Below are 21,182 nucleotides of genomic sequence, written 5' to 3'. Positions count from 1 at the left end.
TCTTAATGTTAGATAAGATATTTCAAAAAGGATGGTTCTGATGTTGAATCGAGTAGTATTAGTCGGAAGACTAACAAAAGATCCGGATCTGCGTTACACACCAAGTGGAGTTGCTGTTGCAACATTTACCTTAGCTGTAAACCGTGCGTTTACAAACCAACAAGGTGAAAGAGAAGCTGACTTTATCAACTGTGTGATTTGGCGTAAGCAAGCCGAAAACGTGGCAAACTTCCTGAAAAAAGGTAGCTTGGCAGGTGTTGACGGTCGTTTGCAATCACGTAGTTATGAAGACCAAAGCGGGAAACGCGTATATGTAACAGAGGTTGTTGCAGAAAGTGTTCAATTCTTAGAACCTAAAGGTGCTAGTGGCGGAGGTAATAATAACTTCAACAATAATAATTCCGGTGGGTATCAAGGGAATTCTGGTAATCAAAACCCATTCGGTTCAGATCAGAATCAACGTAATCAAGGACGTACAAGCTTTGATGATGATCCATTTGCAAACGATGGGAAACCTATTGATATATCTGATGATGACTTACCGTTTTAAGTTAAAATATATGATCGTATCCTAACATAATAGAAGGGAGGAAATTGACAATGGCAGGCGGACGTAAAGGTGGACGTGCTAAACGTCGTAAGGTGTGTTTCTTCACATCAAACGGTATCACACACATCGATTATAAAGATGTTGATTTATTAAAAAAATTCGTATCTGAGCGTGGTAAAATCTTACCTCGTCGTGTAACAGGTACAAGTGCAAAATACCAACGTAAATTGACTGTAGCTATCAAAAGAGCTCGTCAAATGGCTTTATTACCATACGTATCTGGTGAATAATAATTGATTAGCACAGATAAGGATGACATCCTTTCTGTGCTTTTTTCATATAGCTTTCATCAATGTCACTACGTTAGAGAACATTTAGTGAAATGAAAAAGATAATCTCTTTAAATGAGGTGAAAGAGTGAGGCGTGTTCATGTTATAACAGAAGGGGCCATTTTATTAGCATTATTCTTGGTTTTTATGCTTTTTGCTTTATATGCACCATTCATAGGCACAATTTTACTCTTTGTGCTTCCATTACCATTTATGATCTATACAATAAGGCATGGTCATGGAATGGCTTTTATGTTGTTAATAGCGGCAAGTATTCTGTCGATTTTATTTGGTTCAGTAGCGAATATTTTGATCGCCTTCACATTTGGGTTCAGCGGATTAACGATGGGCTACTTTTATAAAAAAAATCAGTCAATGGCAGCCTTAATAGGTGGAAGTATCGCATATACAATAAGTATAGTCATTTCTTACATAGGGGTTATTGTATTTTTTCAAATTGATCCTATTAACGATTCAATCGGTATCCTTAAAGAATCGATTGAGCAGTCAAAATCAATGATGATGGCTATTGACCCTAAAATTGATGTTGATAAACAATTTAAAGGGTTTGAAGAAGGAATGAAGTTAATCCCTACTTTAACACCAACATTGTTTGTTTCAACTGGAATGCTATTTGCCCTTCTTAGTCATCTTATTGCAGTACCAGTACTTAAGCGATTAAAGGTTGGACTTTCCCCATTAAAGCCATTTAGAGAGTGGAAATTGCCGGTAAGTATCGTTTGGTATTATTTAATTGTATCGATCTTGCTGATGATAAAGCATGACCAAGATAGCTTTTACTTTATGGCGTTGATTAATTTATTTTTTATTTTGCAGTTCTTTATCCTTATTCAAGGTTATTCGTTTATTTATTACTATTCATACATAAAAGGCCTGTCAAAGGCAATACCTATTATCATGGTCATTGCTTCACTGCTCATACCATTATTACTTTATCTTGTTAGAATCTTAGGTATAATTGATTTATGCTTCCCTCTACGTGGTAAAATAACTAAAAAGTAAGAGTGTGAATTATTGCCTGAGAGGAGTTGATGAAAACGAATGCCGAGTTTTTATGAAAAGCCATTAATCCGTTATTCTGTTTATGCATTAATTGCCATAACAGTAATAGCTGTACTGTTTTTATACTTCTTTCAATGGATAATTGGTTTAGTCATATCTATTTGTTTAGGAATTGCCCTTTATTTTCTCCAAAAGGCTATTTCCAGCTTACATACAGAAATGGAGGACTACATTACAACGCTTTCTTATCGACTAAAAAAGGTCGGGGAAGAAGCATTAATGGAAATGCCCATCGGTATCATGCTTTTTAATGATCAATTTCATATTGAATGGACGAATCCATTTTTGACATCTTGTTTTGATGGTGACACATTAGTTGGGAGATCCCTCTTTGATGTAGCAGATGCGTTAGTGCCATTAATCAAACAAGAAGTTGACACAGAAACCATTACCTTGCATGATCGGAAATTTAAAGTCATTATTAAGCGAGATGAACGTCTATTATATTTCTTTGATGTAACAGAGCAAATTGAAATTGAAAAGCAATATGAAGATGAACGAACAGTACTTGCATTAATATTTTTAGATAATTATGATGAGCTTACTCAAGGAATGGACGATCAGTCGAAAAGTGCCATCAATAGCGAGGTAACAGCTTTATTGAACAAGTGGGCAAAGGATTATGGTGTATTTTTAAAAAGAATTTCCTCGGAACGCTTTCTCGGTGTGTTAAATGAAAATATTCTGTTGAAATTAGAAAAAACCAAATTCTCTATTTTAGATGAAGTTCGAGAGAAGACAACAATGCATAATGTATCGTTAACTTTAAGTATAGGGATTGGGACTGGTGTATCTTCATTACAAGAGCTTGGCGATCTTGCTCAATCTGGTCTTGACTTGGCGTTAGGTCGTGGCGGAGATCAGGTTGCCATAAAACAAACAAACGGTAAGATCAAATTCTTTGGCGGCAAGACAAATCCAATGGAAAAACGAACGAGAGTACGAGCACGGGTTATTTCACATGCACTAAAAGAAATTGTTTCCGAAAGTGATAAAGTGATGATTATGGGACATAAATTTCCAGATATGGATGCAATCGGTTCTGCCATAGGTATACTAAAAGTATCAGATGCAAATGAAAAAGAAGGGTTTATTATCCTCGACCCAACGACACTTGATTCAGGGGTTGGACAATTATTACTTGAGGTGAAACAACACCCGGAACTATGGTCTAGATTTATTACCCCTGACCAAGCGTTAGAGATTATGACGGATGAAACACTTCTCATTGTTGTTGATACACATAAACCATCATTAGTAATTGATGAAAGGCTGCTTATAAGAAGTGAACATGTGATTGTCATTGATCACCATAGACGTGGCGAAGAGTTTATTAAGGATCCAATTCTCGTTTATATGGAGCCATATGCGTCATCTACAGCAGAGCTAGTCACAGAGTTATTAGAATATCAGCCAAAGCGTTTAAAAATGAATATGATCGAAGCAACAGCATTATTAGCAGGTATCATTGTTGATACGAAAAGCTTTACACTACGTACAGGATCACGAACCTTTGATGCCGCCTCTTACTTAAGAGCAAAAGGCGCTGATACGGTTTTAGTTCAGAAATTCATGAAGGAAGATATTGATACTTACGTAAAACGGGCAAAGCTTATTCAACATGCTGATATTTATAAAGAGGGCATTGCGATCTCAACTGCAGAAGATGATGTTTTTTTTGAACAGGTAATCATTGCACAAGCAGCAGATACATTGTTAACAATGAACGGGATTGTTGCTTCATTTGTGATTGCAAGGCGTGATAGTAATAAAATAGGAATTAGCGCCAGGTCACTAGGGGAAATCAATGTTCAATTAATTATGGAAGCTCTAGATGGCGGCGGTCATTTAACAAATGCGGCAACAATGCTTGAAAATTTGACGCTTATAGAAGCTGAAGAAAAATTAAAAGAAGCAATAGAGGATTATCTCGAAGGAGGAATAAAATCATGAAAGTAATCTTTCTAAAAGATGTAAAAGGTAAAGGGAAAAAAGGAGAAGTTAAAAATGTTGCAGATGGATATGCACATAATTTTCTAATTAAACAAGGACTTGCAGTAGAAGCGAACAGTGCAAATGTAAGTTCTTTAAATGCTCAAAAGAAAAAACAAGAGCAGGAAGCAATTCAAGAATTAGAGCAAATGCAAAATCTTAAAAAGCAATTAGAAGCAATAACGGTTCAATTACATGCTAAATCAGGTGAAGGCGGACGTTTATTTGGTTCAGTTACGAGCAAACAAATTGCTGATGAACTTAAAAAGAGTCATAACATTAAGCTCGATAAACGTAAACTTGATTTACCTGATGGGATTCGTTCGCTTGGAGTTACGAATGTACCTGTAAGACTTCATCCTGAAGTTTCAGCAACAGTAAAAGTGCAAGTAACTGAACAGTAAATGTTGGAAGAAGTTGTGGTTTTGTGGAAAGAGTGAAATTTATCTTGAAGCTTAGCCACTTTTTTTTTATGCTTAATACCTAAGAGTTTTTAATTGAACGATCTATTTAAGAATAATTATGTACTAACTTATTTGCGCCTGTCCCTTTCGTATGACAGGTGAACAATGCGCTTATGCTATTCTTATAAGAGATTGATTTATTGATAATTTACTAGCAATTATTAAAAAAAGGACGGTGGTCATCATAAACGAGTTATTTGGTGATCGTATTCCACCACAAAATATAGAAGCAGAGCAGGCCGTATTGGGTGCTATTTTCCTTCAACCGTCTTCCTTAACATTAGCATCAGAGTTATTAATCCCAGAAGACTTTTATCGAGCAGCACATCAAAAAATTTATAATGCAATGCTTGAGTTATCAGATAAAGGTGAACCGGTTGATTTAGTTACGGTAACATCTGAATTAGCTGATGCCAATCTATTAGAAGAAGTAGGCGGAGTTTCCTACCTAAGTGACTTGGCGAACTCTGTACCAACAGCTGCTAATATTGAATATTACGGAAAAATAGTCGAAGAGAAATCAATATTACGCCGATTAATCCGCACAGCTACTGGAATAGCACAGGATGGCTATAGTCGTGAAGATGAAGTTGAAGTTCTATTAAATGAGGCAGAAAAAACGATTATGGAGGTAGCACAGCGAAAAAATGCTGGCGCCTTTCAGAACATTAAAGATGTTCTTGTTCAAACATATGATAACATTGAATTGTTACATGACCGTAAAGGGGACGTTACAGGTATCCCAACAGGATTCCTTGAACTTGATAAAATGACAGCTGGTTTTCAGCGGAATGATTTAATTATCGTAGCTGCACGTCCATCAGTTGGTAAAACAGCCTTTGCCTTAAATATTGCACAAAACGTCGCAACCAAAACAGATGAGAACGTCGCAATCTTTAGTCTTGAGATGGGTGCTGACCAGCTTGTAATGAGGATGCTTTGTGCTGAGGGTAATATTGATGCACAAAGACTTAGAACAGGTTCATTAACACCTGAAGACTGGGGCAAGCTGACTATGGCAATGGGGAGTCTCTCAAATGCCGGGATTTATATCGATGATACGCCAGGTATCCGTGTGAGTGAAATCCGTGCCAAATGCCGTCGCTTAAAGCAGGAAAGTGGACTTGGAATGGTATTGATCGATTACTTGCAATTAATCCAAGGTAGCGGTCGTAGTGACAACCGTCAACAAGAGGTATCAGAAATTTCCCGTACACTAAAAGAATTAGCTCGTGAACTAAAAGTCCCAGTTATAGCATTATCACAGCTATCTCGTGGAGTAGAGCAGCGTCAAGATAAGCGCCCAATGATGTCTGATATTCGTGAATCAGGGAGTATTGAGCAAGATGCTGATATTGTTGCCTTCTTATACCGCGATGATTACTACGATAAGGAATCAGAGAATAAAAATATCATTGAAATCATTATTGCTAAGCAACGTAATGGCCCTGTAGGCACCGTATCATTGGCTTTTGTGAAAGAATACAATAAATTCGTTAACCTAGAACGGCGTTTTGATGATGCTGGCGTTCCAGCTGGTGCTTAAAAAGTGCTTGTTTGTTAGTTAGGAAGAGGATGGCATTCATATGTTATTCTCTTTTTTATGCAATAAATAACATGACAATTAGCAGTGTGATTCTCACAAGAATTCGTACTGCTATTTTTTATATGAAAAGTGTAGCCATACTGATAAAGGTATGACTCATTCTTATTCTAAAGTTGTTGGAATGATTATAACTAACCAGAAATCCATTTTGGGAGGGGTAGAGGACAAATTACTTATAGTACGTTCTACTAAAATAAATTTCACTCAAATAAGTTCTGAAAACAAAAATAAATTTTCTATATAAAAGATTGATGCTCAATAAGCTGCTCGATTAAAGACAGAATGAAGGGTAATCAGTTTTTCATGAATTTCTATGAAAAAATGGAGAAGCTATAAGTAGGAAGAAGTATGATGGATTTTAAATTGTAAGAGTAAAATTATTTCCCCTGAAATATAACCAACTGATTTGGGATAATAATAAGTGTATGTGAAAATGGATTAATTCATAATCCTAGTCAGATGATACGTTGTATTTTATTAATTATGTTGAAATATACGAACAAATACATCTTTTTTAATTTGAAATGTTCGTATTTACATTGACTTTCTAATAGGTCATTGGTAAAATAAACATGTTTGATTAGTGCGAAATTACGGAGGTGCACAGAATGTCTTCAGTAGTAGTTGTTGGAACTCAATGGGGAGATGAAGGAAAAGGGAAAATTACAGACTTCCTTTCTGAAAATGCAGAGGTTATTGCTCGATATCAAGGTGGAAACAATGCAGGTCACACAATTAAATTTGGTGGAGAGACATATAAACTTCACTTAATTCCATCTGGAATTTTTTATAAAGATAAAATTAGTGTAATTGGAAACGGAATGGTTGTTGATCCAAAGGCACTTGTACAAGAACTTGCTTATTTACATGAACGTGGAGTTACAACAGATAATTTACGTATAAGTAATCGTGCGCATGTTATTTTACCATATCATCTAAAATTGGATGAGGTTGAAGAAGAGAGAAAAGGCGCAAACAAAATTGGTACAACGAAAAAAGGAATTGGACCAGCTTACATGGATAAAGCCGCTCGTGTAGGAATCCGAATTTCTGATTTATTAGAACGTGATGTGTTCGAAGAAAAACTTATTAATGCGTTAAAAGAGAAAAACCGCCTACTTGAAAAGTTTTATGAAGTAGAAGGCTTTACTGTTGAAGAAATCTTAGAAGAATATTACGAATACGGACAACAGTTCAAACAATATGTAGTAGATACATCAGTTGTTTTAAATGATGCACTAGATGAAGGTCGTCGTGTTCTTTTCGAAGGTGCACAAGGAGTTATGCTTGATATTGATCAAGGTACATATCCTTTCGTCACATCATCTAACCCGGTTGCTGGTGGAGTTACAATAGGTTCTGGTGTTGGCCCAACAAAGATTGACCACGTTGTTGGTGTATCAAAAGCATACACAACTCGCGTTGGTGATGGACCATTTCCAACAGAATTAACAAACGAAATTGGTAATCAAATTCGTGAAGTTGGTCGTGAATATGGTACAACGACTGGCCGTCCACGTCGTGTTGGCTGGTTTGACAGTGTTGTTGTTCGCCATGCTAGAAGAGTAAGTGGATTAACAGATCTGTCCCTAAATTCAATTGACGTTTTAACAGGAATTGAAACATTAAAAATTTGTGTTGCCTATAAATATAAAGGTGAAACAATTAATGAATATCCTGCTAGCTTAAAAGTTCTTTCAGAATGCGAGCCAGTATATGAAGAACTACCAGGCTGGACAGAAGATATTACTGGTGTTCGTACATTAAATGAGTTGCCGGAAAATGCTAGACATTATATCGAGCGTATTTCACAGCTTACAGGCATTCCATTATCTATCTTCTCTGTTGGACCAGATAGAACACAAACGAATGTTATCCGCAGTGTATACAGCTAATAATGGTTTTCCAACTAAGAAGGGGAAGCGGAAAAGTCCGGTTCTCTTTCTTTTTTGAAAAAAATCTATTAAATTAATAAAAAAATTGTTGTTTAATCTATTTAGGGTGTGATATGATAGATCACGTCCTGTTAAAAGGGTAGTGTAAATAACTCATTTAGAAGATGAGCGATTAGCTCAGTAGGTAGAGCACAGTTGAATCAGCTGCGAAGCAAAACATCAGCGTACAGATCGAGCTGCTTCTTGAATAGCCCTTCTGAGATTTGAGCATACATACTAAGAGTGTTTTCAAACTAAGAGCCATTAGCTCAGTCGGTAGAGCATCTGACTTTTAATCAGAGGGTCGAAGGTTCGAGTCCTTCATGGCTCACCATTTTATTACCATGTTAAAATGGCCCGTTGGTCAAGCGGTTAAGACACCGCCCTTTCACGGCGGTAACACGGGTTCGAATCCCGTACGGGTCACTTATGACTACTAATAAAATCTCTAAATAATGGTCCGGTAGTTCAGTTGGTTAGAATGCCTGCCTGTCACGCAGGAGGTCGCGGGTTCGAGTCCCGTCCGGACCGCCATTTGTTTTATAAGTAAAATCATCAATACATAATAGAATTTAATTCAGAGCACGAACGCATAAGCTGCGAAGCAAAGCATCAGCGTACTCATCGAACTGCTCCTCGAATAATCATCCTGAGATGAGGACGATGGACTAAGTTGAAACGATTCATAAAACATAAATAAAATGCAGTTCTAAATTACTTAAAGCAAAAAAGTGGTCCTAAAGTAAACTACTTACAAATTATGGCTCGGTAGCTCAGTCGGTAGAGCAATGGACTGAAAATCCATGTGTCGGCGGTTCGATTCCGTCCCGAGCCACTTTAAAAAGCATGATTCTAAATGAATCATGCTTTTTCTCTTTTTTTACTCGAAAGTGAAAAATAAAGGGAACATAAGAAAATTATGTATGTAATACTACAATCGTATTACAGTTTGTTACATTTTTAATGAATAGATAAATTGTATGGTAAATTAGTAGAGTTGAGTAGAATGAGAATTTTGTCGATTTAGAACCAATGCCCTATTTAAGAGAAGTTTTCTACGTTCGTTGTAGGATAGTTTTAGGAGGAAATACTGGTGTTTAAGCGTACAAATAGATTAGTAGATCATAAAGGTCGTAACGGAGCTTCATTTATAAAAAAGCTAACAATGTGTGCAGCATTAGCTGCTATATTTACTTTTGGAGTAGATAATGCTTCTGCAGAAACAGCTTTTTCATCTGTTTATCATATTTACCATGATGGAGATTATATGGGAACTGTCGATAATAAACAGCTGATAGATAAGCTTGCTGACTCAAAAGTAGAGAAGCAAAAACAAAACTATCCAAACTTGCAATTAACGGTTGAAGATATAGAAATCATCCCTGAGCAAATGTTTCATCCAGTTTCTAATAATGATGAAGCACTACAAAAACTAGATAATGAACTTGATGTAGCGGTTGAAGCTACTGAATTAATCATAAACGGTCAGTCTGTTGCTAATTTTAAAAGCAAAGAGGATGCGGAAGAAGTTTTAAATAAATATAAGCTTCAATTCGTTTCAGAAGAAGTCCTAAAGGAGCTTGAAGCAAGAAAAGTCGCTAAACTGCCTTTAGAGCCACTACAAGAAGGACAATCTCGAATAGTGGACGTCACATTTTCTGAGATGGTTTCATTCAATTCAAAAAAAGTGTCACCCGACATAGTTCTAACGATTGAGGAAGGCGTTAATCTCTTAAAAAAGGGGACATTTAAGGAAAAGAAATATAAAGTTCAGGAACAGGATGTACTAAGTGAGATTGCAACAAAACATAACTTATCATTGGAACAATTATTACAATTGAATAATGGACTAGAAGAAGATTCATTAATTAAACCTGGTGATGTGTTAAATGTTGCCGTTTTGATGCCTTTTGTAAAAGTGAATGTAAAACAAGAAGTTTCAAAAAAAGAAACGATTTCATTTGAAACAGAGATCAAAGAGGACCGATCCATGTTAAAGGGAGAACAAAAAACAACACAAGAAGGAAAAAGTGGCGAAAAACTAGTTAACTACTTAATCTATGAAGAAAATGGTTCAGAAGTGAAACGTGAAACAGTAGACGAAAAGATGCTAAAAGAACCTGTTAAAAAAGTAATTGTGAAAGGTACAAAGGTTATCCCTTCAAGAGGTACTGGAGAATTAGCATGGCCAGCAGTTGGCGGCTATGTATCTAGTGAATTAGGCCAACGTTGGGGCAAGCTTCATAAGGGAATTGATATTGCTAGACCAAGTGACCGTACAATTAAAGCAGCAGATAATGGTGAAGTCATTTCAGCTGGCTTTAACGGTGGATATGGAAACAAGGTAGTTATTGACCATAATAATGGATTAAAAACAGTCTATGCACACTTAGATTCTATTTCAGTGTCTGTAGGACAAGTTGTATCAAAAGGTCAGAAGCTTGGGGTTATGGGATCAACGGGAAATTCAACTGGAGTACACCTGCATTTTGAAGTATATGATAACGGGAATTTGAAAAATCCAAGGGATTATTTACAATAAGGTAGAAAGGGTCTGGCACATAAATAATTTGCGTCAGACTCTTTTTTTCTTAAGCTTTCCAGCACATTAAACGATCATAAGTATATACCATATTTTAACAGGTGATTACACGTCATTTTATTTATTATATGATAGATAAGAATATGACTTTAAAAAGATGAATCTCATCTGTGAACATGTTACATTTAATAGTAGAGTATACACGTAACCTAAAGGGGCGAATACATTGGAAAAAAAGATTTTAGTTGTTGATGATGAAAAACCGATTGCAGATATTTTGCAATTTAACTTAAAAAAAGAAGGGTATACCGTTTACTGTGCATATGATGGAAATCAAGCATTAGAAATGGTTGAGGAAATTAATCCTGACCTTCTATTATTAGATATTATGCTGCCGAATAAAGATGGTATGGAGGTTTGTCGAGAGGTACGTAAAAAGTATGACATGCCCATCATTATGCTAACAGCTAAGGATTCTGAAATCGATAAGGTTTTAGGTCTTGAGCTTGGTGCTGATGATTATGTAACAAAACCATTTAGCACACGGGAATTACTAGCTCGAGTTAAGGCTAATTTACGCCGTCAACAGGCGATTGAAAATAGTGAAACAAAAGGAGCAACAAATGAAATTACGGTTGGTTCGCTTGTCATCCATCCTGATGCTTATGTAGTATCAAAACGTGGAGAAACAATTGAGTTAACACATAGAGAGTTTGAGCTTCTTCATTATTTAGCACAACATATTGGACAGGTTATGACCCGTGAACATTTACTGCAAACAGTCTGGGGCTATGATTACTTTGGAGATGTTCGAACAGTGGATGTTACGGTGAGACGACTGAGAGAAAAAATAGAGGATAGTCCAAGTCACCCTACATGGATTGTTACACGACGCGGAGTAGGCTACTATTTACGTAACTCTGATCAGGAGTAAGAAATGAAAAAGGTACGTTTTTTTCACTCTATTCAATTTAAGTTTGTTATGATTTACGTCTTACTTATTTTGATTGCTATGCAGATAATCGGAATTTATTTCGTTAAGGAGTTAGAGACTTCACTTAAAAGTAATTTTGAAGATTCTTTATCAAAACGAATAAGTTTACTTGTTTATAATATTGAGCAGGAAATGTCCAGAGATCCAAAGGAATATGCTGACGGGAAAACGCCTGCCGGAGAGATTACAACCATTATTAGAGATTTTGTGACAGATGAGATCCTTGAAGTTCGAGTTATTGATAAAAACAAAAATGTTATCGCAACATCAGATATTAATCAAGATATAGTTGGTAAAAAAACATCAGAAGAAATGGTCCTTCGCGCATTGGTTGGTTTAAATTATGATAACTATTTTATTGATAAGGATTCTGGTCAAAGAGTCCGTGTTATGACTCTTCCTATTAATGAGAATAATTTCAGTGATAAACCTATTGGGGCCATTTATATTGTTGCCTCAATGGAAGAAGTCTTTGCCCAAATGCAAATTATTAACAAAATTTTTGCTACGGGAACAATTCTATCAATGGTTATAACCGCAGCATTAGGTATTTTTATTGCCAGAACAATCACAAGGCCAATGTCTGATATGAGAAAACAGGCAATTGAATTAGCGAATGGTAATTTTTCTCGAAAAGTTAAAGTGTATGGGGAAGATGAAATTGGTCAATTGGCTGTTACATTTAACTACTTAACAGATAAGCTAGATGAAGCCCAGGCTACTACAGAAGGGGAACGTCGAAAGCTCGCTTCTGTCATCGCACACATGATTGAAGGAGTTATCGCTACAAATCGTTATGGACAAGTTATCTTAATTAATAATCCAGCATTAGAGATGTTAGATGTTTCACGTGAAACGCTAACAAATATTTCAATCACAAAATTATTAAATATAGAAGATACTCATACATTTGAGAGTATTTTAGATGAGCAAGAATCCCTTATCCTAGATTCAGGTACTGAGGAAAGACCGGTTATTTTACGAGTTAGTTTTTCAGTGATTCAAAAAGAATCTGGACTTATTGATGGTGTCATTGCTGTCTTATATGACATTACAGAACAAGAAAAAATTGAGCAAGAAAGAAGAGAATTTGTTGCGAATGTCTCACATGAGCTTCGTACGCCATTAACAACAATGAGAAGTTATTTAGAGGCTCTAGCTGATGGCGCTTGGAAGGATGACGAGATTGCTCCACAGTTTCTGAATGTAACACAAACAGAAACTGAAAGGATGATTAGGCTTGTAAATGACTTGCTCCAATTATCTAAGCTTGACCGTACCGAATATCGTATTAATAAAGATTTTGTTAATTTCACCGTTTTTTTCGATAAAATTATTGATCGCTTTGAAATGACGAAATCACAACATGTTTCCTTTGTAAGGAACATTCCTAAAGAAGCACTTTTTGTTGAAATAGATACAGATAAAATTACGCAAGTATTAGATAATATCATTTCAAATGCTTTGAAATACTCGCCAGAAGGTGGAAAAGTAACATTTACGATTGATAAACTTTCATCTGATATTCAAATACGTATTAAAGATGAAGGTGTTGGAATACCTAAGGAAAGTGTCAATAAAATCTTTGATCGTTTCTACCGTGTTGACAAAGCTCGAACTCGTAAGCTCGGGGGAACAGGATTAGGGTTAGCCATTGCAAAAGAAATGATTTTAGCACATGGCGGTGATATTTGGGCACAAAGTGTAGAAGGACAAGGTACAACGGTGTTTTTCACAATACCTTACAACCCGGAACAAGAGGATGAGTGGGAATGAATAAAGAAGCGATTAAAAGTGCCACTTTGACCGTATTAATTTTGATTAGTTTATTTTTCACTTGGAATATGTGGACTCTTCGACCATCATTTGAGTATTTTCAAAATCAAACACTTGTTGAAAGTATTCCGATCGATCAAGAAACAAAAAAAACGTATGAGGTTATAAAGCCACATCAATTATTACTTCATTCTCAAGAGAATCATTTCAGTTCAATCGCCGGGAAATTTACGAATGGACTTTGGAAGGAAATGCAAAACTGGGAGTTTAGTAATGTGAAAAGTCAATCACCCTTCCGGACAAGGGAAGAGTTTCAGAAATGGACCGATGAGAATAATGATGCTAGTATTGAGCTCAAATTCTATAATGAGATCCCAATGTCAACATTTCAATCCATGCTGCAATGGGATTCTGATACAAATGAAAATATTTCGTTTGACCGTATCTTTTTAGATGTCATGACGACTAATGATGCCCAACAAAAGGTTTCTTTTGTTTCATATGATAAAATGATAGTGGTAGAAACGACTGTTAATGATATTGAAGCAAAGGATTTTGTTGCACAAATTTTCAACAGAAGAGATGAGCTTCAGTCTTACTTTTCATATGACACCGGACAAGGGAGTGACATTATGCTCCCAAATGATCAAGTGATATTAGATAGTTATGAATATTTCACTGAAACAATTGACGGAGAAAAGTTTAAAGATGCATTATTTAGTAACCCGCGAATTGTCAAACAAGATGAGAATGTTTCAAGAAATAGATATACAGATGGGATTAGAGAACTTAACATTTATCAAAATCAGCATATGGTCAGATATGTGAATCCAACGTTAAGAGACACGGATTCTGTACGTGCCGGACTGCTTATTGATCAGAGCATATCTTTTTTAAATGATCATGGCGGATGGACAGATAACTATGTATTATTTAATGTGAATGAAAGTGATCAAGAAATAGAATTTATTATGTCTATTCAGTCAATCCCGGTTATTAATTCAGAGGAAAACTCTTTTGGGCCTACAATGATTAAGCAAAGATGGGGGCAAAATGAAATTGCGATTTATGACCGCCCTTCATATCAACTTATCTCAAACATTTCGAACCAATCAACCACATTGATGTCAGGATATCAGGTCGTTGAGTTGATCAAGAATAATCAACAAATTGAAGAAACTAATATCCATAACATTTTTATTGCGTACGAGCTTAGCAGCTCTGATAGTCAACAATTTGTGAAGGTATCTCCAATTTGGTGTATACAAATGAAGAATGGTCAGCTATTAAAAATAAATGAAGATCTAGAACAGTCTGGAGGGAATGAAAATGGAGTGGAGTAAAACAAAGACCATTTTTATTCTTGCATTTCTTATTCTGGATATTTATTTAGCCTATGAATATTTTCAATTACGCGGTGAATCAAATTATGCTGTCATACAGGAAGCAACAATTGAAGAAAAGCTAGACGCAGAAGGTATTGAGTATAAAAACGAGCTTCCACAGGATATTGGAAAAGGCTATTATATAACGGCTAAAAGTAAGGACTTTACTTTAGAGGAGATCAGCAATCTTAAAAATCAAACAATGGTCGTGTCAAATAGTAATCTTCCGATAGATTCTTTTCGAACATTAAATATGGAGTTAAAGGATCCGTTTCCATTACCAGAAGTAAATGTAAAAAGTAAAATCAATCAGTTTTTACGAGAAAATATCATTGGTGGAGAACTGTATCACTACTGGTATACGGATGAAAAAACAAATTCAATTATTTGCATTCAACAGTATAAAAATCAAAATATCTTTCAATCGAAAGAGGATCATATTGCGATGGTGATCTTTTACTTAAATGAAGATAGAGAGATCTTTGCATATGAACAGTCCATGCTTGAGGATATAAATGAGGTTGAGGAAAAGGAAACAGCTATCTCACCTTTAAAAGCACTTGAAGCGTTATACAACAAAAATTTCTTGAAATCAAATAGTAAAATAGAGGATATTGAATATGGATTTTATACTCATATTCCACTTACAAACCAACAAATATTAGCACCAATTTGGCATATTATTGTGGAAAATGAACAAAAAGAAAGAGAAGATTATTATGTTAATGCATTAGAAGGTGATGTTTTACTTTTAACAGAATAGGGGAAAAAGAGGAGTGAATTGTTATGGGCTTGCAGTTTAGTGTTCTTGCAAGCGGCAGTACGGGGAATGCAATTTATGTTGAATCTGATAATCAGTCGTTTTTAGTTGATGCCGGATTAAGTGGAAAGCAAATGCAGAACCTATTTGAGCAAATAGGAAGAGACATTAAAAAGCTATCCGGCATTTTTGTTACACATGAACATAGTGATCATATCAAGGGGCTTGGTGTGCTAGCTAGAAAGTATAAGCTGCCAATCTATGCGAATGAAAAGACATGGCAGGCGATGAACGGTTTGATTGGAGAAGTTGCAACAGAGCAAAAATTTGTCTTCAAAACTGGATCTGTAAAAACATTTGGTTCAATGGATATCGAATCCTTTGGCGTTTCCCATGATGCTGCTGAACCAATGTTTTTTGTGTTCCATCATGAAGGTAAAAAGCTTGCTTTAATTACTGATACCGGCTATGTTAGTGACAAAATGAAGGGCACAATCCGTAATGCTGATGCATTTGTTTTTGAAAGCAATCATGATGTTTCCATGCTGCAAATGGGACATTATCCATGGAGTATAAAGCGACGGATATTAAGTGATGTCGGTCATGTTTCGAATGAAGATGCGGCCATGGCAATGATGGATGTAATCGGTGATGCAACAAAGAGAATTTATTTGGCTCATTTGAGTAAAGATAACAACATGAAGGATTTAGCACGAATGTCTGTACAGCAAACATTAGCAAGCAAAGGCTTTATGACAGGAGAGCAATTTGATTTGTATGATACAGACCCAGCAACCCCAACAACGCTGATCGCAATATAATAAATACTCTCAGTTGCTTAAAAATAAGCCAGCTGAGAGACCTACATAGAAATGTTAAATCGTATTCAACTTTGTTTTTTGACTAAGGGATCTGCCTGGTTAAATTTTAATAGTCAAGAGAATAATGATAGTTAGATGTACAGTACACTATTCAAGTTGCAGTAAGGAAAGGGATGGTGACAAGTAGTGGGCTATTATGATCAAGATTATGAGAACGAAAATACGAAAAAACAAAAGGGAAATAGAGGTGGATGGTTTTTAGCAGGACTAATTGGAGCCATTTTCGGCGGATTTCTCATGTTGGTGGCAATCCCTACTTTATCTAATTTAGACTTTTTACCATATGACATGGATTTAAGTGGTGAGGAGACAGAAGAAGATGATCCAGCAGTCACAACCGGACCAACTAAAAATATATCTGTTAATGTAAATACAGCCATAACAGAGGTTGTTGATGAGGTTTCAGATGCTGTTGTCGGTGTTGTCAATCTTCAAGAAGCAGGCTTTTGGAATGAAACAGGTGAAGCTGGGACCGGTTCTGGTGTGGTATATAAGAAAGAGGGAAAAAATGCTTTTGTTGCAACAAATCATCATGTTATTGCCGGCGCGTCACAGGTAGAAATTAGCTTAAGTGATGGGACAAGAGTTCCCGCAGAAATACTCGGAAGTGATCAATTAACAGATTTAGCAGTTTTACGTGTCGACAGCGCGAAAATTGAACAAGTCGCTGAATTTGGGAATTCTGATAAGGTAAAGCCTGGTGAGCCAGTTATAGCCATTGGAAATCCATTAGGATTACAATTTTCAGGTTCTGTTACACAGGGGGTTATTTCTGGAACAGAAAGAGCAATCCCAATTGATTCAGATGGAGATGGACAAGTAGATTGGAATGCAGAAGTAATGCAAACAGATGCTGCCATTAACCCGGGAAATAGTGGCGGAGCGTTAATAAACATCGATGGCAAAGTCATTGGGATTAATTCCATGAAAATTGCGGAATCTGCTGTTGAGGGAATAGGATTATCGATTCCAATAAATCTTGCCCTGCCGATCATTGAAGACCTTGAAAAATATAGTGAAGTTAGACGACCTTATATGGGTATAGGAATGAGATCGTTAAATGAAGTTTCGAGCTATCATCTTGAGCAAACATTAAAGCTTCCAAAAGACATTGTTTCAGGGATCGTCGTCATGAGTGTTGATCCAGTATCACCTGCAGCACAAGCTGGTCTACAGGAACTTGATGTCATCACTGAATTAGACGGTCAAGAGGTCAAAGACATTATTGAACTAAGAAAAATATTATATAAGCAAGAAGTAGGAGATACGGTGGAATTTACGTATTATCGAGCTGGAGAAAAGAAAACAGGTAAGATGAAATTAGGCGAAGAAAACTTGTTAGGGAGCTAATTTTCAGCTCCCTTTTTTGCGGAAAATAAGGGTTGTGGATAATCGAGACAATGATCATTATTTCCTGTGAATGTGGAAAAAGTAAAGATATAAAACAATTATCCACATGTTGATAAAGGAGGAATGAAGATGCTTTGCTGTGAAGAACATATTGAATTAGCGATAGATATGTATGTGGATGAAAAAGAATTAGCACCAGAAATCGAAAAAATAGAAAAAAACAGTAAGTTATCCACAACTTGTGAAATGTGTGAAAACCCAGCTGTATATATAGTGGGGAACTAATATTCGGCTTTGGTTGTGGATAACTTCGAAGGAAATGTGTATAACTTTTATCTTTCGTTTTGAAATGGGGAACAAGCGTGAACATCTCAATCGTGACAATTGGTAAGCTGAAAGAAAAATATTTAAAGCAAGGAATTGACGAATACTTAAAACGACTTTCAATCTATGCAAAATTAGACATCATTGAGCTGCCAGACGAAAAGGCACCAGAAAACTTAAGTGAAACAGAAATGGAGCAAGTGAAAGAAAAAGAGGGAGAGCGAATCCTCAGTAAAATAAGCGATGACACACATGTCATTGCCCTTGCCATCGAAGGTAAAATGAAATCATCAGAGCAACTCGCAAAAGATCTCGATCAACTCGCGACATACGGAAAAAGCAAAGTAACATTTGTCATTGGCGGATCGCTTGGATTAAGTAAAACTGTCATGAAGAGAGCAAATGATACGCTTTCGTTTTCGAAGATGACATTTCCGCATCAGTTGATGAGGTTGATTTTATTAGAGCAGGTTTATCGTGCTTTTCGGATTAATCGGGGGGAACCTTATCATAAGTAAATGAGGTTTTAAAAGTAGTTTTAATTCCTTAAGCAATAAGATGTCAAAAACAAAGAACTGTAGGCATTTGTCTACAGTTCTTTTCAATCAAAATTGCTAGAAAATCTGTCCTTAGACATGAAGGAATTAAAGAATTTAAATCAAACACTATCAACCATTTTAAACAGAATTCAACAGAAAATATAAAGCTCGTTTAAAAACGTATAGTTGCCAACAAAAAATACTAAAGACTCTTACCAGCGAGTAAGAGTCTTTTTTATAGTCATTAGATGGCTGCCAGTTTTTTGAGGATGCCTTCCACCATTGCATTAATATCTTCATGCTCCGTGTTTTGCAAGTACTCGGGCTTTAGGATCTGGGTTTTCTTCGCCACATAATAATCGAATAGAGCCTGTTTCAATGACATTTCCTCGTCCACTAAAAAGGCTGTATTCACCAATTTCCCTAGTACAGTTTCATCCTGAATAATTAAGATTGAGGGATTCAATTGATTAAAAACTTCTGCTTTCATGCCATTTCGATAAAAGGTATGAATGGCAGAAAGTTGTTCTTTTCTTGATTGCATCTTTTTTTCATAAAGATGCCTACAGCTTGTTTTTAAATCAGCCAAATAAATATCTGAAGCATAGACAGCTGAAAAAACAGCTTGTTCAAACACTTTTTGGAAACGAAGTGGATAAGATAACTCTTCATTGGAAATGGTTTGACCAGCTTCATTTATATAATCAATACAGAGATTAGTCAGCTCCATAATAATGTCTTCCTTCGAAGAAAAGTAGTTATACAAGGAAGCCCGGCTTAAATTCATCGTTTTTGCGATATCTTGAATGGTAAGGGAAAGGAATCCTTGAGTCCGAACGACATGGATTAACTTTTTTACATAGGCTTTTCTCATCATCTGTCTTTCATCAGGTGCAATTTTTCTCAAACTACCACTCCCTTTATCAGGAAATTATATCATAATCCAATGGTGTTCATTCAAATTTTGATATTCCAATTCTTTTCAGTTTACAACTAAAAGAAAGTGGAGTAAGGTTATACGTAGTTAACATTTTAGACATTTTATAATATTTTTGTCTAAAATGAATGGAAAGTATTTAAAGAACTCAAATATTATAAACAATAATCAAAACGAAAAGAGGAGAATATAACAATGACTTCTATGACTACAGCACAAATAACGAATGATTTTAATAAAATTGTGACAGAACGCCGTTCCATTAAAAATTATGATAAGTCCGTAAAAATCAGCCATGAAGAAATGACAGAGATTCTTACATTAGCAACACGTGCTCCTTCTTCTGTTAATATGCAGCCATGGCGCTTTCTTGTGATTGAAAGTCCTGAGGCAAAAGCAACACTTGCCCCACTGGCACGTTTTAACCAAACTCAAGTTGAAACATCATCAGCAGTTATTGCTGTTTTTGGTGATATGAATAATTTTGAGAAATTTGAAGAAATCTACGGCGCAGCTGTAGAGAAGGGATTTATGCCTTTAGAAGTAAAAGAAGGAATTCATGCTTCCTTTTCAGGCTATTTTGAAACGATTTCACGTGAAGATTTGAAAGATGTTGTTTTAGTGGATGGCGGACTTGTATCCATGCAGTTCATGCTTGCTGCCCGCGCTTATGGATACGATACAAATCCAATCGGCGGATATGAAAAAGACAAAATTGCAGAAGCATTTGGATTGGATAAAGACCGTTATGTTCCGGTTATGTTAATCTCTATTGGTAAAGCAGCAGATAACGGACATCCATCAGTTCGTCTGCCTATTGATCAAGTCGCGCAATGGAAGTAATGAAATGTAAATAAGAAGGGATTGACGTTCGATGATTATTATTCATGCAACATTCCATATAAATCCAGCGAAACAGGATTTGTTTCTAGAGGAAATTCAGCCGTTAATTGCTGCCTCAAGAGAAGAAAACGGAAATATTTCATATCGCCTTCAAAAAGATACAGAAAGCGAAAATGTATTTACGATGGTGGAAGTTTGGCAGGATATGCAAGCTGTTGCCAATCATAACTCAAGCGAGCACTTTACCAAGTTCGTAGCAAATGCAAAGGACTTTTTGACTGCACCATTAGAGGTTAAAGCATTTGAGGGGCAGCCATTAAAATTATAGATTTCGGCCTCTTAAATAGAATGAAATGGTGAACCGTATCATAAGTAAATAAGGTTTTTTTCCAAAAAGCAAACAAGCCTACGCAAGGACATTAAATCTTGAATAGGCTTTTCTTTAAAGCTGCAAGTAATGTTCTTTAGCTGTATAGACTTTTCACATATGATTGATTATATCAAGAGACATTTCAACTATGCTATTTTTAAAAATGAGAAAATAAAAACCTCATTTAGATAAAATACGGTGAACCGTATCATAAGTAGTACAAAGTTCCTTTAAGAAAAGAATAAAGAATTATTCAATTTTCTTATTGTAATTAATCGTAATGATGTAAGTATAATAAATTACCGTCACTAATTTTTAGTGACGGTAATTTATTATATACTTTAATGTAATGTTAAGGTTATTTTAGAATATAATTGCTATGAAACACTATTAACATCAATAAGTAAAGGAAGTAATGACAATGAAGGTTACTAGAATTTTATTATATTTATTTGTATTATTTAATATCCTTGGGTTGCTGTATTGGATTACTTTAATGTTAATAGACATATTTAACTAATG

The 21,182-nt window shown here is 35.7% G+C and carries 19 protein-coding genes and 4 tRNA genes; 22 read left to right on the top strand and 1 reads right to left on the bottom strand.

Annotated features, from left to right (window positions below; all coding sequences use genetic code 11):
* Nucleotides 1-40: 40 nt before the first annotated feature.
* The 20 genes from ssb (at nt 41) to rlmH (ending at nt 18,489) form a co-directional block, all read left to right on the top strand.
* Nucleotides 41-550, top strand: coding sequence for a single-stranded DNA-binding protein (gene ssb, locus GMB29_RS26755; protein WP_136356306.1), 510 nt, complete (start codon nt 41-43; stop codon nt 548-550).
* A 50-nt stretch (nt 551-600) separates the two neighbouring features.
* The gene (gene rpsR / locus GMB29_RS26750; RefSeq protein WP_046588211.1) at nt 601-840 is read left to right on the top strand and encodes a 30S ribosomal protein S18; all 240 of its coding nucleotides are present in this window, start codon (nt 601-603) and stop codon (nt 838-840) included.
* A gap of 127 nt (nt 841-967) precedes the next feature.
* Nucleotides 968-1,903 carry a YybS family protein gene (locus GMB29_RS26745; protein ID WP_136356304.1) on the top strand — a complete coding sequence of 312 codons (936 nt, stop codon included), beginning with the start codon at nt 968-970 and terminating at the stop codon, nt 1,901-1,903.
* A gap of 39 nt (nt 1,904-1,942) precedes the next feature.
* A complete protein-coding gene (locus GMB29_RS26740; protein ID WP_136356302.1) occupies nt 1,943-3,916 on the top strand; it encodes a DHH family phosphoesterase in 1,974 nt (657 codons plus the stop codon).
* Nucleotides 3,913-4,359, top strand: a complete 447-nt coding sequence (gene rplI / locus GMB29_RS26735) for a 50S ribosomal protein L9 (protein WP_136356300.1) — start codon at nt 3,913-3,915, stop codon at nt 4,357-4,359. The genes GMB29_RS26740 and rplI overlap by 4 nt, the downstream gene beginning before the upstream one ends.
* A gap of 244 nt (nt 4,360-4,603) precedes the next feature.
* Nucleotides 4,604-5,965 carry a replicative DNA helicase gene (gene dnaB, locus GMB29_RS26730; RefSeq protein WP_136356370.1) on the top strand — a complete coding sequence of 454 codons (1,362 nt, stop codon included), beginning with the start codon at nt 4,604-4,606 and terminating at the stop codon, nt 5,963-5,965.
* Between the two features lie 668 nt (nt 5,966-6,633).
* A complete protein-coding gene (locus GMB29_RS26725; protein WP_136356298.1) occupies nt 6,634-7,920 on the top strand; it encodes an adenylosuccinate synthase in 1,287 nt (428 codons plus the stop codon).
* A gap of 297 nt (nt 7,921-8,217) precedes the next feature.
* A tRNA-Lys gene (locus GMB29_RS26720) sits at nt 8,218-8,293 on the top strand.
* Between the two features lie 20 nt (nt 8,294-8,313).
* A tRNA-Glu gene (locus tag GMB29_RS26715) sits at nt 8,314-8,385 on the top strand.
* 31 nt (nt 8,386-8,416) lie between these two features.
* Nucleotides 8,417-8,493, top strand: a tRNA-Asp gene (locus tag GMB29_RS26710).
* A gap of 228 nt (nt 8,494-8,721) precedes the next feature.
* A tRNA-Phe gene (locus tag GMB29_RS26705) sits at nt 8,722-8,794 on the top strand.
* 258 nt (nt 8,795-9,052) lie between these two features.
* The gene (locus GMB29_RS26700; protein ID WP_136356296.1) at nt 9,053-10,501 is read left to right on the top strand and encodes a peptidoglycan DD-metalloendopeptidase family protein; all 1,449 of its coding nucleotides are present in this window, start codon (nt 9,053-9,055) and stop codon (nt 10,499-10,501) included.
* Between the two features lie 226 nt (nt 10,502-10,727).
* On the top strand, nt 10,728-11,435 hold the full coding sequence (yycF, locus tag GMB29_RS26695; protein ID WP_136356294.1) for a response regulator YycF: 708 nt from the start codon (nt 10,728-10,730) through the stop codon (nt 11,433-11,435).
* Between the two features lie 3 nt (nt 11,436-11,438).
* Entirely contained in the window at nt 11,439-13,271 is a 1,833-nt protein-coding gene (walK, locus tag GMB29_RS26690; protein WP_136356292.1) for a cell wall metabolism sensor histidine kinase WalK, read from the top strand.
* On the top strand, nt 13,268-14,614 hold the full coding sequence (locus tag GMB29_RS26685; protein WP_136356290.1) for a YycH family regulatory protein: 1,347 nt from the start codon (nt 13,268-13,270) through the stop codon (nt 14,612-14,614). Before walK ends, GMB29_RS26685 begins: the two co-directional genes overlap by 4 nt.
* Entirely contained in the window at nt 14,601-15,419 is an 819-nt protein-coding gene (locus GMB29_RS26680) for a two-component system regulatory protein YycI (protein WP_168733907.1), read from the top strand. The genes GMB29_RS26685 and GMB29_RS26680 overlap by 14 nt, the downstream gene beginning before the upstream one ends.
* A 23-nt stretch (nt 15,420-15,442) precedes the next feature.
* A complete protein-coding gene (locus tag GMB29_RS26675) occupies nt 15,443-16,237 on the top strand; it encodes an MBL fold metallo-hydrolase (RefSeq protein WP_136356286.1) in 795 nt (264 codons plus the stop codon).
* A 186-nt stretch (nt 16,238-16,423) separates the two neighbouring features.
* Nucleotides 16,424-17,647 (top strand): S1C family serine protease, encoded by a 1,224-nt coding sequence (locus tag GMB29_RS26670; RefSeq protein WP_136356284.1) that lies wholly within the window; start codon nt 16,424-16,426, stop codon nt 17,645-17,647.
* Between the two features lie 123 nt (nt 17,648-17,770).
* Nucleotides 17,771-17,932 carry a CxxH/CxxC protein gene (locus GMB29_RS26665; protein ID WP_455029067.1) on the top strand — a complete coding sequence of 54 codons (162 nt, stop codon included), beginning with the start codon at nt 17,771-17,773 and terminating at the stop codon, nt 17,930-17,932.
* 77 nt (nt 17,933-18,009) lie between these two features.
* Nucleotides 18,010-18,489, top strand: a complete 480-nt coding sequence (gene rlmH, locus GMB29_RS26660; protein ID WP_136356281.1) for a 23S rRNA (pseudouridine(1915)-N(3))-methyltransferase RlmH — start codon at nt 18,010-18,012, stop codon at nt 18,487-18,489.
* A gap of 265 nt (nt 18,490-18,754) precedes the next feature.
* Here the strand turns inward: rlmH and GMB29_RS26655 are convergent, their stop codons facing one another.
* Nucleotides 18,755-19,417 carry a TetR/AcrR family transcriptional regulator gene (locus GMB29_RS26655; protein WP_136356279.1) on the bottom strand — a complete coding sequence of 221 codons (663 nt, stop codon included), beginning with the start codon at nt 19,415-19,417 and terminating at the stop codon, nt 18,755-18,757.
* Between the two features lie 234 nt (nt 19,418-19,651).
* Here GMB29_RS26655 and GMB29_RS26650 point away from each other — a divergent pair, with 234 nt between their 5' ends.
* Both GMB29_RS26650 and GMB29_RS26645 read left to right on the top strand, forming a co-directional pair.
* Entirely contained in the window at nt 19,652-20,290 is a 639-nt protein-coding gene (locus GMB29_RS26650) for a nitroreductase family protein (RefSeq protein WP_136356368.1), read from the top strand.
* Nucleotides 20,291-20,321: 31 nt separating this feature from the next.
* Complete coding sequence (locus tag GMB29_RS26645; protein ID WP_136356277.1) at nt 20,322-20,618, top strand: putative quinol monooxygenase; 297 nt, start codon at nt 20,322-20,324, stop codon at nt 20,616-20,618.
* Nucleotides 20,619-21,182: the final 564 nt, after the last annotated feature.

The sequence above is a fragment of the Metabacillus sediminilitoris genome, from assembly GCF_009720625.1.
GTDB classification, from domain to species: Bacteria; Bacillota; Bacilli; order Bacillales; family Bacillaceae; genus Metabacillus; species Metabacillus sediminilitoris.
This window is presented reverse-complemented; position numbering and strand designations above follow the sequence as displayed.